The following is a 15,517-nucleotide window of genomic DNA, read 5'->3' as shown; positions in this document are numbered from 1 at the left end:
GCTACACAACGGCTGATTTTTCAGGGTATACTTTCAATGAATGGTAGGAATTTTTAAACGAAAAGCAGGAAGCAGAAAGATGAAAGATGAAAGCGGTAACGCGAATCTTTCATCTTTCATCTTTCATCTTTTCACTCTTTTATTTCTTCACAATCTTCACCACCTCTGTTCCCAGTTCTCCCAGGTTCAATTTGAGAACGTAGAAACCAGCAGGTAGCCCATCCAAATCCAATCCGTCCAGAATTGCGCCCGCTTCCACCTTCTTGCTGTTTCGCAAGCGGCCGTCGGCGTTGAACAGTTCCAGGGTAATTGCACTGTTGGGTTGTTGCAGGAATTGGATCACGAGGCGGTCGGTAACGGGGTTGGGATAAACACTGAACAATTCGTCGGCTCCTACTCCTACCTTAGTGTTAGCCAGTTTGGAGAAAGCATCTTTACCCGAAGCATTGTTGATCATCCGGACCCTATAAACATTGATGCCTCGTTTGGCCTCGTAGTCGATGTATTCGTATTCCTGATTGCCATCCTTGATGCGGACGGGTTCTTTTACAGTGCCAATTTTGTCAAAAAGCACCGCATCTTTTGAACGTTGTACATCAAAGGTATAAGTGTATCCATCATTGCGTACTGCCCAGTTGAGCCGGATGGTTTGATCGTTCATCGGCACCGCATCGAGGCCGAAACTGTTGACACCACCACCACAAAGGGTTGGGTTGTCACTGACGGACAGCGCAGTAGAGAAACTACCCACGCAGTTGTTTTCGGAAACGGTAACTGTGACTCCAAAGCGGCCAGCATATTCAAAATTCACCGTAGCTACCTTACCATAAGCAACCCTTGGATTGACCCCCGATTCAAAATCCCAGCGTACTCCAGCGTTCTGGGTACCTGTTTCAACTTGTAAAACGGCTCTGTCTTTTGCACAAAAACCAGTTGGGCTTTTCCAGTCAATTTTGACATCATTACCAACCTCAATGGTTACTACGTTGTTTTCAATAAATGGGCAATTGGCATCCTTAATCCGTACACAACGAGCAAAATAGGTAGTCTGTTGTAGTGGCCCTGGGTCGTATTCTGGAGCATCGGAATTAGGGATGGGTTCAAAAAACGCCATGTCAAAACGGGAACTACTGACAGATTTCATCCACAGGTATTCAACTGGGCCAGGAGCGCCGCTTGGTGAAACAATATTCACCAATTTGGCAGGATCCGTCCCAGGCGCGCAAAGCCTTTGATTGTATCCGATCAATCCTGCATCAGTTAGATTGATACAGGGTTTGTACAATCCTGCGTCAAGCGTAAGATTGTATTCCCCTGATTTCAGCACAACTTGCTGGGTCATACCGTTTGCATTGATGTCCGAATCTTTAGCATCGTCCCCACCTTGATTTGCAGGGCTTACGGTGTATCCGCTGGGAACGTTTACCATTACCGAGTAAGTACCAGGTTTCAAACCACCGAATCCATAAAGTCCTTTGCTGTCGGTAGTGTCTGTTGCTACGGTTTTCCCATTGGCGTCCAGCAGCTTCACGGTTACACCTCCAATGCCAGGTTCCCCACTTTCCTGGACGCCATCGTTATCATAGTCTGCCCATACATAGTCTCCCAAACCAGCTACACAGGTAGAATCAGTGTTGTTGAGCAGGACGTTCAATACTACCGTTTTAGGGCATGCGCCTTTTATTGTGTCGTACCCTTCGGGAACCCATCTGATGTACAATGCCACAGTACTACCTGGTGGGTAATCGGTCGGATTAAGGGTAGTAATTGGGTTCCGCTTTGCGGCCTCAATGAAAATGGACTCATCAACATTGGGAGCAAGTACAAAGGGCTTATTCTGAAGGAAATGGTATTGAGATTCTCCAAATCCGGGGAACAACTTTTTCAAATCGATTGGATCGCCAAAGGCACAAACTGTATCCAGACGGCCATCATAGAGCTCTAATACATTGGTACAAGCTGCACTTATACCTAAATCAATCGGCCTGCCTGAATTCAATGAACTGGTGCCATCGGTTGCAACCAAACCATAACCTCTTGGTTCCTGGTGAAAGAATTTGTACTCATAAACTCCTGGAGACACCTCAGTAAATGGAGTCCCAATGGCGTTGTAAGGTTCTGGAGAGTAGTCCACACTTGGTCCGTCTCTCAGCAATCCAAAAGTCATTGCGTTAGAACTGGCGCTTTTGTTTATTACGCGCCACACACCTCCTGGGGTGGCTTTAATCTGTACCCTTTCCGTATAAATGTAATTGGTATTATTTGGGTCCTTAGGAATGTAAATAATCCTTTCATCACAGCCGCAGGGGTCTGAAATTTCAGGAACTGGGCTTCTGAAAATCCCCATGTCAATGCTAAGGTCTATTTCTCCTGATTCCAAAAATATCGTTTCGGAGCGATAAGTACCCCGATTGATGTCACTATCCACATTGGTGTTGGTACCTGCCCGAACTGTGGTGATGACATAGCCTGTATCTGGATAGGTCGTATTGTCAAACTTGATGTAATAATTACCCGGAACGAGTTGAGTAAACAGGTATTTACCATTTGCATCCGTGGTCTGGACACCTATCAGTGTACCGTTTTCATTTGGGGTACCAGTGGGTGAACCCTCAATTTTATACAATTCTATCTTGACTCCTGCTACTGGCAACTCAGGCCCCAATACAATCGGATTGCCGTTGTTGGCATCAATGCGCTGATCCTGAATACCATTTTGGTTCAAATCGTACCAGACATAATCGCCCAAAGCGCCGAATTTAAAAATTCCGGCATCAATGGTTGGGTTGTTTTCACCAGAAGCCAGGGTAATTACCCCGGTCATTCCATTACTATTGATATCACTGTCTTTGCTGTCATCACTACCAGCATTTGGGGTGGTAATTTGGCAATCCGCAGGAACATTCACCATGATCACATAATTACCAGCGACTAGATTATCGAATCCATACAGACCGTTGGCATCGGTAACATCTGTAGCAAGGACAGTACCTGCTGGATTGAGCAATTTTACAGTAATCCCTGGTAGGCCAGGTTCACCAGGCTCCTGAATGCCATCCCGATCCAGATCATGCCACACGTAGTCACCAAGGCTTGCTGGGCAGTTTTGGCGGGTGATGACCAACAAACGGCGCAAAACTGCTTCACACTCATTGAAGTTGCTTGGCGATAAACGTGCAATAAGTACATAAGTGCCTGGTGCCAAAGTACTTGGGTCGATTCGACTTACAGGTTGTCCGTTAAGGGTAAAAGATATTTCGCCAGGAATTGAACTACTTGCCTGCAAGATCACTGGTGCTGCATTTACACAAAGGGTGTCCTTAAAGTTGTTGATAGATAGGGTAGGGTAGGCACAAGTATTCTGAAAAATCATGGTGTCTACTCCATTGGTTATACGCATGGTATAGCCTATTGCGTCAATGTGCCGGAAAGCCAGGCTAAATATGCCCGGACTGGTGCTCGGAAGTGTAAAACCTACGGAAATAGGCAATGGAGCAGCCGGAGGGTTAGGGCTGTCGTCCCGGAAGACCCCGCTTGCACTGACAATGCGCCAGGTTTCACCAGGCAAGGCATCAATAGTAATGTTTTCACGGAAATGCCCGGTTTTGGCATCCGTAGCGTTGTTGAGACAAACACAGCTTCCAAGAGTGTTGCCTTTTGGACTAAGGGTTACCCCTGCATCCCAATCTAGGTTGGTGCTACCGGGTTCAACGCAGAAATTAGTAGTCATGTAAGTGATAGGGTCTGCATCGCTGTCAAGAGCATCATTGGTCCCCTGGTTGGCCTGAGTGGGCCGCAGTGTATCTGGAAGTGCAAAAGTAACTTTGTAACAACCTGGGTCAACAGTAAAGAGATACTTTCCATTGGCACCGGTTGTAGTCATTTCCATGGACGTATTGCCCGCATCAAGGCGATTGAGGATGACTTTGATCCCCGGAACACCCGCTTCACCTGCGTCCATGATTCCGTCTTCGTCTTTGTCAAACCACACCATGTCGCCAATCACTGCTTTGTTCGGGATAAGTGATATGGTGCAGGAAGTTGTGCAACCCAATGCATCAGTTATGGTGACGGAATAAGTGCCTCCACTCAGATTTTGTACTGCTCTGGTGGTAGACCCATTGCTCCACAAGTATTTGTATGGGGCTGTGCCGTTGCTTGCGCTTACTTCCGCCTCTCCATCACTTGCTCCAGGTGCGGAAACCACTTTGGTGACTGTAATCTGGCACAAAAGTATCCCGGGATCCAGAACCCGGAAAGAGTCAATAACCTGGCATTCCCGAGCATCAGTAACGGTAACCTTAAATGAACCACCATTCAATTGATTGATGGCGGAAGTAGAGGCACCATTACTCCATTGATAAGTGTAAGGAGTTGTGCCTCCAGATACAGTAGCGCGTGCAGACCCGGATTGTAGTGCTCCACACAATAACGCATTACCACTCATCGTGACGATCAAAGCATTAGGTTGGGTGATAACAAAACTAGTGTCCTTACTGCATAAACTCTGGTCCGTTACAGTGATGCGGTAAATTCCCGGTGGAAGATTATTGATGGTACTTTCACTACTGCCATTGCTCCATTTGTAGCTAAGTGTGCCATTGCCCCCACTTGCATTCACAGCAATACGACCATTGTTTTCACCAAAACAATTTACATCGGATTTGATCGCGGTTATTTTTGGGCCTGAACTGATGAGTATGGTGTCAATGGCTGTTTTGATGCAGTTTCTAGCATCGGTAACTGTAATGCTATAGATCCCGGAGGGAATGTTTTGTACACTGGAGGTAGTTGCCCCATTGCTCCAACGGTATTTATAAGGAGCTGTTCCTCCACTTACCGTGATTTGCCCGGTACCAGCGTTGCTATTGCCACACAAGAAATCGGTGACCTTGAGATTCACAATCAAGGCCGGTGGATCAAGCAGGGTAGCAGAGCCTTGTACTACACAGGCTTTTGCATCGCGCACAATTACCCCATAAGTGCCAGGTGCCAGGGTGTCAATAGTTTGGGTGGCTTTTTTATTGCTCCAAGCATAAACAAAAGGTGCGGTGCCTCCACTCACCAGAGCGCTGATGCGGCCATTGTTTTGTCCCGTACAGTCAATTTGTTTTACATCCAGCGTCAACTCCATGCTGGGGGGCTCGGTAATCGTGGTGGCGCCAAATTTCTGGCAACCTTTTGCATCGGTCACTGTTACCCGATAAGTACCACTGGCCAGGTTTGAAATCGAATCGGTAGTAGCTCCGTTGTTCCATAAATAAGTGAATGGTCCAACCCCACCAGTGGCTTTTACCTTAGCTGTGCCTTTGGTTGCTCCACAAGTATTGTTGTTGGTCGAACTTAGCGTAATTTCAATCGGTGGTGGAGATTTTACCTCTACATCTACAATCTTGGTACACCCCTTGGCATCACTTACGGTTACCCTGTAAGTGCCAGGTGCCAATTTGCTGATGGTATTGTTTGTTCCGCCGTTGGCCCAATTGAAGGCGTAAGGCAATACACCCCCACTGACTTCAACCAAAGCAAAACCATCAATGTTACCTGGACAAGAAACAGGAACGCCAATTGGTTTTGCTGTCAAATTGGAACCAGGCACCAGGGTATCGATGGCCGTAGCAGGGCAACCTCGAGAATCGGTAACGGTAATGCTGTAGACACCTGCGCTCAAACCTGCAATGGTATTGGTTGTAGCTCCGGTGCTCCAGCGGTAGATGAAACCTCCGTTGCCACCACTTGCACTTGCAGAGATGGAACCATTTAGGTCGCCCGAACAAATCGGGTTACTTGGATCCAACACAATTTGAATTGGGTTTTTATTGCCGACTGTGGTTGTTGCGGTACCCGAACAGCCGCCAGCATCGATAACTGTAACGGAATAAGCACCGGGCTGCAGATTATTGATGGCTGAGGTGGTGGCTCCATTGCTCCATTTGTATTCATAAGGCGCAGTACCTCCACTTACGGTGACATTGGCCGAGCCATTGTTTACCCCAGGACAGGTAATCGCTGTAGATCTGACATCCAGAACCATCGGATTGATGGACACGGTAAAACAGGCAATTTTGCCACACAGTTTGGTATCCGTTACCGTAACACAGTACTTGCCCGGTTGGGTTGCCGTATAGGTTTGTCCAGGAACCATTCCGTCCCAGGTATAAGTATAAGGTGGAAATCCGCCGCTCCCTGTCGCTTTAATGGTGGCCGGAGAAGTGCAACTTTGTGACTCAAAGGCCACGTTGATGCGGGGTGGATCGGTGAGCGTAGCAGTACCTGTAGCGGTTCGGCTTGCTGCATCCGTAACAGTTACAGTGTAAGACCCTGCTGCCAGGTTGTTGACTTCCCCAGTGTTAGCTCCGGTGCTCCAGGCGAAAGTATAGGGAGCGGTACCGCCGCTCGGCGAACATATTATTTTGCTTCCTACATTTAATCCAGCACAGCTTGGGTGAGTAATGTCGAAGCTTAGAGAAATTTGTGCCAGTATCTCAGTGTTCCAACTACTGGTCAGCAGGGTAAGCCCTAACAAGAGTAGTTTAATCGGCACGCCATACGTTTGGGATAAAATAGCGCTTGGTCTTTTGAACATTGGATTAAAATTTGTTTGTATGAAAAATGAAACCCTTAGCTGTTTCAAACAGCTAGGCCAATGTAAAAGACTGAAAAATGGGTTGGATTACTAACAGATGGGGAAAAAGAAAAATGTAACTATGGCTTTATGTATTGCAAAGTAACAACTATTTTTTGAGAAGGACAAAGCTTTGTGAAAGATAATGCATTTTTTTTTTAATGTTAAGGACAAAAAAAAGTCGCACTACTCACTCGCAGTACGACCAACTACTAACAAATTATAATCCCATGAATATACCTCTCTAAAAAAGGCGAATTTAAGCTTTGCGCTTAATATTCTAGCCTATATAACCAAGATTTTTTAATTTTATTTTACAAAACCTTAAAACATTCTTAAGGCTTGTTATTGTAAAAAGACCTGAACTTAGGGTTTGAATACTGAAAGAACAGCTTAGTTTTGCTATTGGTTTTAGGAACAGGCCTAAAAAAAAATAAGTCGCGCTGAATGAGCGCGACTTACTGCATATAATCCCATGAACTTTAAAAACTAATTTTTTCCCTTGCGGGTATATTTTGAGTGAAGATCACTTCGCGTTTGGAGGGGAAAGGTTTGCAATAGTAAGTCAGACTTTATCCCTAAACCTGACTTACTATTTTCGCAAACAAAGATCCCATAATGCATATCCAAAATTTGTACCCGATTCATTCATCGGCTACGTTCGTTTGACAATACAAATATGAGGCAAAGAATAGGGGTGTACAAGGACAAAATTTACGTATTGTGAAAAAAATAAGATCTGAAAACCGTTAATAGAATCCTTATGATAGGCAATTTGTAGTTTTTTTGTGAAAAAAATCGACTAAAATGAATTCATTTTCCTGAGAAAAAAAATCAAAAAAAATCTTTTTTACCGCTTAAAAGGGTTCGAAAAAGCCGGATTGTTCACAAAAGAAGTATCCGTCAGCATTTTTAGAAAGGCAATCAAATCAGATTTATCCTGCTCAGAAAGGGGGAAACCAGTGATGTTGGCATCCTCGTTGGCTACACCATGGCCTCCCCTGCTGTAATTTTCCAGCACTTCTTCAAGGGTTTTGAAACGCCCATCGTGCATGTAGGGTGCCGAAAGCGCCACATTGCGCAAGGAGGGAGTACGGAAACGGCCATTATCACTTTGTATTCCTGTCACTTTACCTCGGCCCAGGTCTTTAAATGCGCTCAGGTTGGGCACATTGTCAAGGCCATTGTTGTGGTAGTTGTTGTCGGTAAAGAGAGGATTGAAGTGACAATGAGAGCACCCAGGGTGAGCCACAGCTCCGGCATATTCGATGAAAAAGAGTTCCAGGCCTCTTTGCTCCTCATCGGTAGGGAAATCTTCCTTGGCCCAAATCAATCGATCGTAGCGCGAATAAGCGCTGATAAGGGTCCGCTCAAACTGGCTGAGGGCCTTCACCACGAGGTCGCGCGTCAGTTCCGTTTTACGGCTGATGCCAAAAGCCTGCCTAAATTGGCCAGGGTAATCTTTATGGCGACGCAGTTTGCGCTCCACATTGTCCCAGGTGTCGTCCATCTCTAGGTGGTCTTCAATGGGTAGTAGGGCCTGGCCTTCGAGGTCAACCGAACGGCCGTCCCAGAAAAAGCCCCGGGTGTTGTATGCCAGATTTACAAGAGGCATAGCGCTGCGGGGCCCGTTTTGGCCGCGGATGCCTGGACTGGTGGCCATGCCATCGGTAAAGCCCTTGGCTTGTTGATGGCAGGAAGCACAGGATTGGCTACTGTCACGAGATAAAATGGGATCGTAGAACAACATACGACCCAATGCAACACCCGCCTTGGTCAAGGGATTGTTGGGCGTTGGGGGAATGGGTGGCATCCATTTTGGAATGTTCAAGGCATAATTTTCCGGGGCATATGTACCCGTAATGAGGTCGGTATCGGGTTTGGGCTCTTCTTTTTTCTCGTCAGGATTGCAGGACCAGAGTGCTAATGCCAATAGGCATAGGATTAACCACGTAGAGTTGCCTGAACAACCCCTTAATAATATATTGGTATGTCCCAAATTACTTTTCATCATTCAACGTGTTTAAAAAAGCAATAAGATCAGCCCGATCTTGTTTACTTAGCCTCAGCTTGCGCACATTCGGACTTACATTGAGTCCCGGATGCCCACCACTGGCGTAATGATCCAGCACCTCATCCAGGGTTTTAAAACGCCCATCGTGCATGTAGGGAGCGGTGTATTTCAGGTTGCGCAAAGTGGGTACCCGAAACAGGCCATTGTCGTTGCGATTGCCTGTGACGGCACCCCGCCCTTTGTCCTGATAATCATCAAGAGATAACGCTGCAACCAGCCCATTGTTTTCAAAGTTTAAAGTACTGAACAAAGGATCAACGTGGCAATGGTTGCACTCTGAAGTGGGAACGGCTGGAGAGGCATCGAAAAAAATGGTCCAACCCCGTTTTTCCTGCGGTGTAAACTGAATCTCTTCGCGCATTACCCGGTCAAATTTTGTATTCGCACTGATTAGGGTGCGCTCGTATTGGGCCAGAGCTTTACCCACCAATATGCTATCAATTTCCCTTCGGTTTTTGATGCCAAATGCCCGCCTAAACAAGCCTGGATATTCAGCATGAGTTTGCAACTTTTGCAACAACACTGGCCAGGAATGGCGCATTTCCAGGGTGTCGCGTACCGGATGTAACGATTGTTCCTCCAGTGTAGCTACCCGCCCGTCCCAGAAGAGCCCCTTGGCGTAAAAGCCCACATTGAGTAAAGACATGGCGCTGCGCCTGCCAATACGCCCTTCAACACCTGTGCTGAATGCTTTACCATCGGTAAAAGCCAGTTCCGGTTGGTGACAAGAACTGCAAGCAATGCTACTGTCTTTGGATAAAATGGGGTCGAAAAACAACTTGCGGCCCAGGGCGACTCCGGCTTTGGTCAAAGGATTTTCAGCGGGGATGCGCATGGGTGAAAAACTCAGCGGGTGTGCAGCTTCCAAGTATTCAAGCTGATAGGGGAGTTGCTGAAGGTCGGATTGGGGGTGGCATGAGGCGAAGAGGATGATTGTGCCAAGCAACGCGAGCCCCGTTAGGGGCGTAATATGGATAGAAAACGATAATCCCGAAGTTTTCCCGAGTCCCGTAGGGACGTGATGTGGGTATTTAGAGGGGTGAAATACCCACATCACATCCCTGACGGGACTTTGGATATCGCGAGAACCATCGTTTTCTACCCATATTTCGCCCCTAGCGGGGCTTAAAACCTTCACCATCTCCATCCTTTTCAACCTACTCCTGATGCACCTTCAACGCCTCACCCAAATTATCCGCAATAAACTTGGCAATGGTCTTATCCACGGTATGATCTTGCGTGACCTTGCGGAAATCCAGGTAATTCGAGCTGGATTGAGCCAATACCCGGTGCAGGTCAACATCCAGGCCCAAATTGCTGCTGCTTTTGTCCTTGATCACAATGTCTTTCAAAAACACCTTTTTGCGGAAAAACTCATTCTCACCGATGTGGAAGGTGATTTTGGTGGCGTACTTCCCACTGTTGTCCAAATCGGCATTGCCTTCAATTTTGGTGAACACATAGCCCTTGGCCCAGGACCAATAATTGTCATCCAGCGGGTGGGGTGGGGTATAGCTGCTCGGGCCAACGGCATTCAGGTCGGCAGAAACGCCCAAACCCAGTTTGATGCCTTTGTAGGTACCCGGAGGAATGTTTTTGATGGTAAAATTGATGCCTTTTTGCGCCGCATCGTCGGATTGGATGTTTTTGAAAGACACCAGCTCTACGTCGATGAGCTGGAGGCTATCGCCTTTAGGGTCATCAGTTTTTAACAAGGCCACATCCGAAATGTAGAATTGGAACAGTTGCAGGCGCAACTTCATGTTGTCTTCGTAGGCATAATCGGCATTGAACATTTTGAGCTTGTCCTGCTCGTACAAACCCCGAAAATTGAGGGTCAACTCCCCGCCTGTATCGTTTTTGTCGTCATCATTGTCGCAAGTCCAGAGGCTGAAAGCCAGCAAAAACGAAAGCAATAGATTGATTTTATTCATGGTTTTAATGGCTTTTTGAAACATGTGTTCAAAAATAGGTTTTCTCAAAGTATTAAACCATAAAATAGGGAATTTGGTCGGGAAGGGACAATGATTTTTGTTGGGAGTGAGGAAATTACTCAAAAATAAAAGTACCGATATAATTTTACACTCAAAACCTGCCCACCATGAAAACCTTCAGCCGCCTCATTTTTCTCATTTTCATTACCCCGCTCCAAGCCCAGGTCGATCTACTCATCACCCAAGTCAACATCGTTGATGTAGTTACTGCAAAACCTCCATCGCCTTCTCCAGCACTACATCTACTTTTTCTTCAAAAACTTTTTTGCGGGTCGTCAGCAAATGGATATCTGGTGGGAGTCCCTTGCTCTCCCAGTTTTTTCCGGTATGATCCCGATAATCCCCAATGCTGAGGGAATACCGCCAGCCATTGGGCAATTCCCTTACGATGCGATCTGAAAAGGAGCCTGAGGTGGGCAAGCCAATTTGCGTCACCTGCGGCAGCCTTTTCATCGCCATCGTAAAGGTTTCTGCAGCGCTAAAGGTAAAATCTGTAGTCAGCAAAGCAATTGGTTGCGTGTATTGGAAGTTGCCAGTAGGCTGCACCCACCATTCTTGCGGTGCCGTAAATTGGTCATGCCGAGGGCCATTGCGCTTTTTTACGACCATGTACAACGCGGGCTTTTGGGCAAAACGCCCCGCTACATATTGCCCGATGTTGTCCCATCCTCCCGAATGATTGCGGATATCCAATACTAGCCCTTTCGTATCGGCCAGAGCCTTCAAGGCTCGATCCAGCTCAAACGTATAATGCGCCAGACTGGCGTTAAACCCATCAATGTACAGGTACCCAAGCTGATGGGGCAGGCGGCCAAATTTAATTTCCGGGGCTGCATCTGTGTAATCCAGGAGGTACTTATCTCTGATCACTGCCAGGCTCATTTGATCTTGAGAAAGGCTGCGGATGGGGTCAGCTTCGGAGGTATGTCGGGCAAAACGATGATCCGTAGGTTCCAATACTACGTGGTTGTCGTCAAGGGTATTGAGCATTTGGCACAAAACAGCGTACAATTCCGGATCACCGGAGACAGTACTGAGTTTGGGGCGATAAACCTGGTAAACGGAATCCCAATTCAAATTGCGGACCTGAAAAGTGCCATAGTGTTGGTCAAAATCCTTCCACAAGGCATCAAAGTTGGCGATTGCATTGGCGTTGGCCTGGTCTTCGGCCAAAAAGGAGCAAGACTGGAAAAACAATGCTCCCAATAAAAAGCTGAGCAAAAAATACTGTTTCATGAAAAATTGCTTGAACGATTGTTGAATAGGGTGATTAAAAAAGCCGGGTAAACTGGAGCTTCAGGTGTTGATTGAAGATTTGGAGTTGCTGAGGTTTTGAGTGCTGCAGAAAACTCATGTCATATTGAGCCCCCACGCGCCACCGCAATCCCAATTGATGTTGATAACCCATCCTAAAGTCCAATGCTGCCAATTGAGTACCCCAAACCCATTGAGTATTGTTGCGGTAAAAGGCATTGAATTGGCTGGACTCTCCGGGTAAAGCGATAGAGGTGTGCCACCAGGGTAAGCGGGTGAACACTCCGCCCAATGCATAACCCAACTGTGCGTAGAGGAGCTGATTTCTCGGCCCATTTTTTTCTATTCTGGCCACCAGTGGAATGCTGCTTAAGGCGATCAGGCCTACATAAGGCTCTGCCCCTGGGTAATCAATGCGCTGTTGTAGTCCCAGACCGAGGTAAGTGCGCAAAGAATGACTTTTTTGTACCCTTCTTAAATATCGAAAAGCAATTCCTCCTCTGAGGATTTTTCCCTCCAGGTGGACTTCCACCTCACCGTAATCCACGGTACGCCCTGAGTAGGCACTTGCATCGAAAGCGCCACCGGCAACAGTAGCTTCGATTTGGAACAATCCTCGTTTCTGCTTGTGGGAAAAATCCAGACCAATAGCGGGCAGAATGCCCTGGTAGTGCAGTGGACTGGCTTGACGGTCGGCAACCAGGTGTTGCTGTAGCCCTAGGTACAAGGAAACCTGGTTTTTGAATTCAGATTGAGCTGGCAGGGGTTTCCACAAAACCAGACACAACAATAGGAGCAAAAAGGTACGCATGATTTCTTTTTTGCAATATAGACTTCGAAAAAAAGTACGAAGTGGCAGCAAAATCAGGCACTTTTTGCTGAACGGTTGAAATCAAAACCTGAACGGAAAGACTTTTTACTTGAGCGGTAGCTTAATTTTCCAGCCAATTTTTGAATTCGGCTACCCTGCGCCGGGCTACACTGACCTGCTCGCTAAATTCTGGATGAATGTCCAGCAACAAACGCCCTGACCCCTCTTGTTGTACCCGCCGAATACTTTGCCGATGGGCCAAAAACTGTCGATTGATGCGAAAGAATTCAGTAACGGGCAACTCGGTAGCCCATTGTTCCAGGCTTCCTTCAATGCGAAAGGTGTTTTGTTCGATCGTTTTGACCCAACAACTGTCACCACTTACAAAAATATACGCCACTTGTTGCACATTCAGGGGTACCCAGCTTTTGCATTGATTGACCATCAGGGTTTTTCTTGCAGGTGAAATGTCTACGTTTTGCAAAGGCGTTGACGTGTTCGGGGTGGGCTGAACTTGGACATAATGGACTAACCATAAAAGGGTATAAATCAAGTGTTGAATGGATGTCAGTAACAGCAAAACGGGCAGATCAAAAACAAATAAAAAACCAACATCATAATCAGGCCGAAAAGATTTCATTAAATATTCATTGTACACAAAAATAATGAGCAAGCCGGGAAGACTGGTGATTAAAAAAGCAGCTCCAGCCTGAATCAGTGCTCGTTGCCCGGGTTGTTTCAGCCAGGAATAATGTCGGTCGAGGTAGACAATCCATGCGCGATTGAGCTGCCAAAAAACGGCCAGCGTTAAAATAGCTACCGGTAAATCGATGTAATAGGCGGGGTCGTGGAAAAGTTTGAGCAAAGGGTTCATCTCGCCCATATGGCGGTAGATGATGCCAAAAAGAGGAATCAATAAGAGGCGTAACCAAAAGTCGGGATAGGTAATCTTTTGCATCGAAAACTAATATTAAATCAGGAGTTGCTGCACAAATGTACATCAACTCCTGAATCAAATCAGGCATCAATACTTAGCTGGCTGCCCGGGCTTGGGCAAAGACTTTTTGATGAACTCCCGGATATCCTCATTGCTGGTCTCCAGGTCTTCCTTGCGCAGGTACATCATGTGCCCGCTGCGGTAACCCTTCCAGCTCATGCGGTCCTTCAGTTTGCCGCTGGGGTCCATTTGCCACATGTTGTATTTGGCGTTGAAGTAGTCGCAGGCGCCGTCGTAGTAACCCGATTGGACCATCAAGTGCAGGTAAGGGTTTTGGGCCATGGCCTGGCGCAGGTTTTCACCCGTGCGGTCGTTGCTGCGGTCCCAGGGGTTGACGGGGCCAAACATGTTGTATTTCAGGTCAGTTTTGTACTTCAATTCTTCGCGCAGGTAGATGTTGATCGGTGGCGTGAAGGAATGCAGCCAGGAGGTAAGTTCCGCGCTGTAATCGGGTGCCAGCCCAATGTCCTGTCGATCGATTCCCAGGTACCGCGAATCCAGGCGGCCTACAGTATAACCTTTGTCGCGCAAGAGTTCCTTCCAGAAGAACTGCACCGTAATGTCCAGATTGGCTTTGAGAATCACATCTTCCTTAAGGCCGGAATACTTGGCAAATTTGGCCACCACCGCTTTTTTCCGGGCCTCGTCTAGTGAGTGCCCATGGGCAATAGCAGGCAGCAACTCATTCATGGTGAAGGCTTCAACTTCAGGCAATAGGGCGGTAAGGTCTTTTTGCTGCAAATCAGCCGATAAGGCTTTGTGGTACCAGGCGGTAGCCGCAAAGAAGGGCAAACGGAGCGCCTGATCAACCGCACCGTCGCGCAGAATACCCAGTTCGGTAGGCGACACCAGGATCACCCCATTGAGGTACATCCATTGGGAGTTTTGCAATTCCAGTGCCAGGCCCGATACCCGGGTCGTACCGTAACTTTCGCCAATCAGGTACTTCGGCGAAGCCCAACGGTTGTAACGACTGACGAAGGTGTTGAGCCATTCCGCCAGGTACTTGATGTCGGCGTTTACCCCAAAAAACTTGGCCGGGGGCACATCCTTGGCCACAATGCGCGAAAAGCCCGTATTCACTGGATCAATGTGCACAATGTCGGCCACATCCAGGATGGAGTAGGGGTTGTCCTTGATGCCGTAGGGCATGGTGGGATAACCCTCATCGTCGATTTGCAGGATGCGCGGCCCCGTGTAGGCAATGTGCATCCATACAGAAGCAGAGCCGGGGCCACCGTTGAACGAAATCACCAGTGGGCGGTTGGCGCGGTCTTTGACATCGGTACGTTCGTAATAGGTGTAAAACAATCCTGCCAAAATTTTTCCTTCCTCATCCCACACTGGAATGGTGCCCGCGTGGGCCCGGTAAGGCACCCTCTGGCCTTTGATGGTCACTTCCCGGGTGGTTTCTACAAAATGATCCGGGTTGAGGACGCGGGTAGGGGAAGTCATTTTGTCCTCCTTCGGCGCTGCGCCGGTTGTTGGCGGCGGCAGGGGAGGAGTAGTGGTGTTTGGATTGTTACCTGGTCTGTTTTGGGCGTTAACCAAATGGAGCATCAGCATACTTATGCCGACAATGAGCCATTGTTTTTTCATGGAAAATCGAGTTGGTGTTGAAAGTTTTATACTAATCCCGTGTATTACACTTGCGTTGAAATTATTGGAAAAAAACAAAACGCGGAAGGATGGAGGAAGGAAATAGACGGAAGGCAGAAAAGATGAAACGAATGGCGAATGCCATAAATGACAAATGACGAAT

Annotated in this window: 8 protein-coding genes; all 8 read right to left on the bottom strand. The window is 47.4% G+C overall.

Features of this window, described 5'->3' with window-relative positions:
- Positions 1 to 139: 139 nt before the first annotated feature.
- The gene (locus tag SFV55_RS04805; protein WP_320028331.1) at positions 140 to 6,586 is read right to left on the bottom strand and encodes an SdrD B-like domain-containing protein; all 6,447 of its coding nucleotides are present in this window, start codon (positions 6,584 to 6,586) and stop codon (positions 140 to 142) included.
- Between the two features lie 889 nt (positions 6,587 to 7,475).
- Entirely contained in the window at positions 7,476 to 8,558 is a 1,083-nt protein-coding gene (locus tag SFV55_RS04800; RefSeq protein ID WP_320028330.1) for a cytochrome-c peroxidase, read from the bottom strand.
- A 67-nt stretch (positions 8,559 to 8,625) separates the two neighbouring features.
- A complete protein-coding gene (locus SFV55_RS04795; RefSeq protein WP_320028329.1) occupies positions 8,626 to 9,645 on the bottom strand; it encodes a cytochrome-c peroxidase in 1,020 nt (339 codons plus the stop codon).
- A gap of 211 nt (positions 9,646 to 9,856) precedes the next feature.
- Positions 9,857 to 10,633 (bottom strand): MbnP family protein, encoded by a 777-nt coding sequence (locus SFV55_RS04790; protein ID WP_320028328.1) that lies wholly within the window; start codon positions 10,631 to 10,633, stop codon positions 9,857 to 9,859.
- Positions 10,634 to 10,897: 264 nt separating this feature from the next.
- On the bottom strand, positions 10,898 to 11,929 hold the full coding sequence (locus tag SFV55_RS04785; protein WP_320028327.1) for a S41 family peptidase: 1,032 nt from the start codon (positions 11,927 to 11,929) through the stop codon (positions 10,898 to 10,900).
- A gap of 34 nt (positions 11,930 to 11,963) precedes the next feature.
- Entirely contained in the window at positions 11,964 to 12,758 is a 795-nt protein-coding gene (locus SFV55_RS04780) for a hypothetical protein (RefSeq protein WP_320028326.1), read from the bottom strand.
- Positions 12,759 to 12,879: 121 nt separating this feature from the next.
- A complete protein-coding gene (locus tag SFV55_RS04775) occupies positions 12,880 to 13,716 on the bottom strand; it encodes a LytTR family DNA-binding domain-containing protein (RefSeq protein ID WP_320028325.1) in 837 nt (278 codons plus the stop codon).
- A 66-nt stretch (positions 13,717 to 13,782) separates the two neighbouring features.
- Complete coding sequence (locus SFV55_RS04770; protein WP_320028324.1) at positions 13,783 to 15,354, bottom strand: S10 family serine carboxypeptidase-like protein; 1,572 nt, start codon at positions 15,352 to 15,354, stop codon at positions 13,783 to 13,785.
- Positions 15,355 to 15,517 lie beyond the last annotated feature (163 nt).

Source organism: Haliscomenobacter sp. (assembly GCF_033763495.1).
Classification (GTDB): domain Bacteria; phylum Bacteroidota; class Bacteroidia; order Chitinophagales; family Saprospiraceae; genus Haliscomenobacter.
This window is presented reverse-complemented; position numbering and strand designations above follow the sequence as displayed.

Bases quoted from the DNA above. Each gene is read 5' to 3' on its own strand.
- SFV55_RS04805 (WP_320028331.1), bottom strand. From the start codon at position 6,586: ATGTTCAAAAGACCAAGCGCTATTTTATCCCAAACGTATGGCGTGCCG.
- SFV55_RS04790 (WP_320028328.1), bottom strand. From the start codon at position 10,633: ATGAATAAAATCAATCTATTGCTTTCGTTTTTGCTGGCTTTCAGCCTC.
- SFV55_RS04785 (WP_320028327.1), bottom strand. From the start codon at position 11,929: ATGAAACAGTATTTTTTGCTCAGCTTTTTATTGGGAGCATTGTTTTTC.
- SFV55_RS04780 (WP_320028326.1), bottom strand. From the start codon at position 12,758: ATGCGTACCTTTTTGCTCCTATTGTTGTGTCTGGTTTTGTGGAAACCC.
- SFV55_RS04775 (WP_320028325.1), bottom strand. From the start codon at position 13,716: ATGCAAAAGATTACCTATCCCGACTTTTGGTTACGCCTCTTATTGATT.
- SFV55_RS04770 (WP_320028324.1), bottom strand. From the start codon at position 15,354: ATGAAAAAACAATGGCTCATTGTCGGCATAAGTATGCTGATGCTCCAT.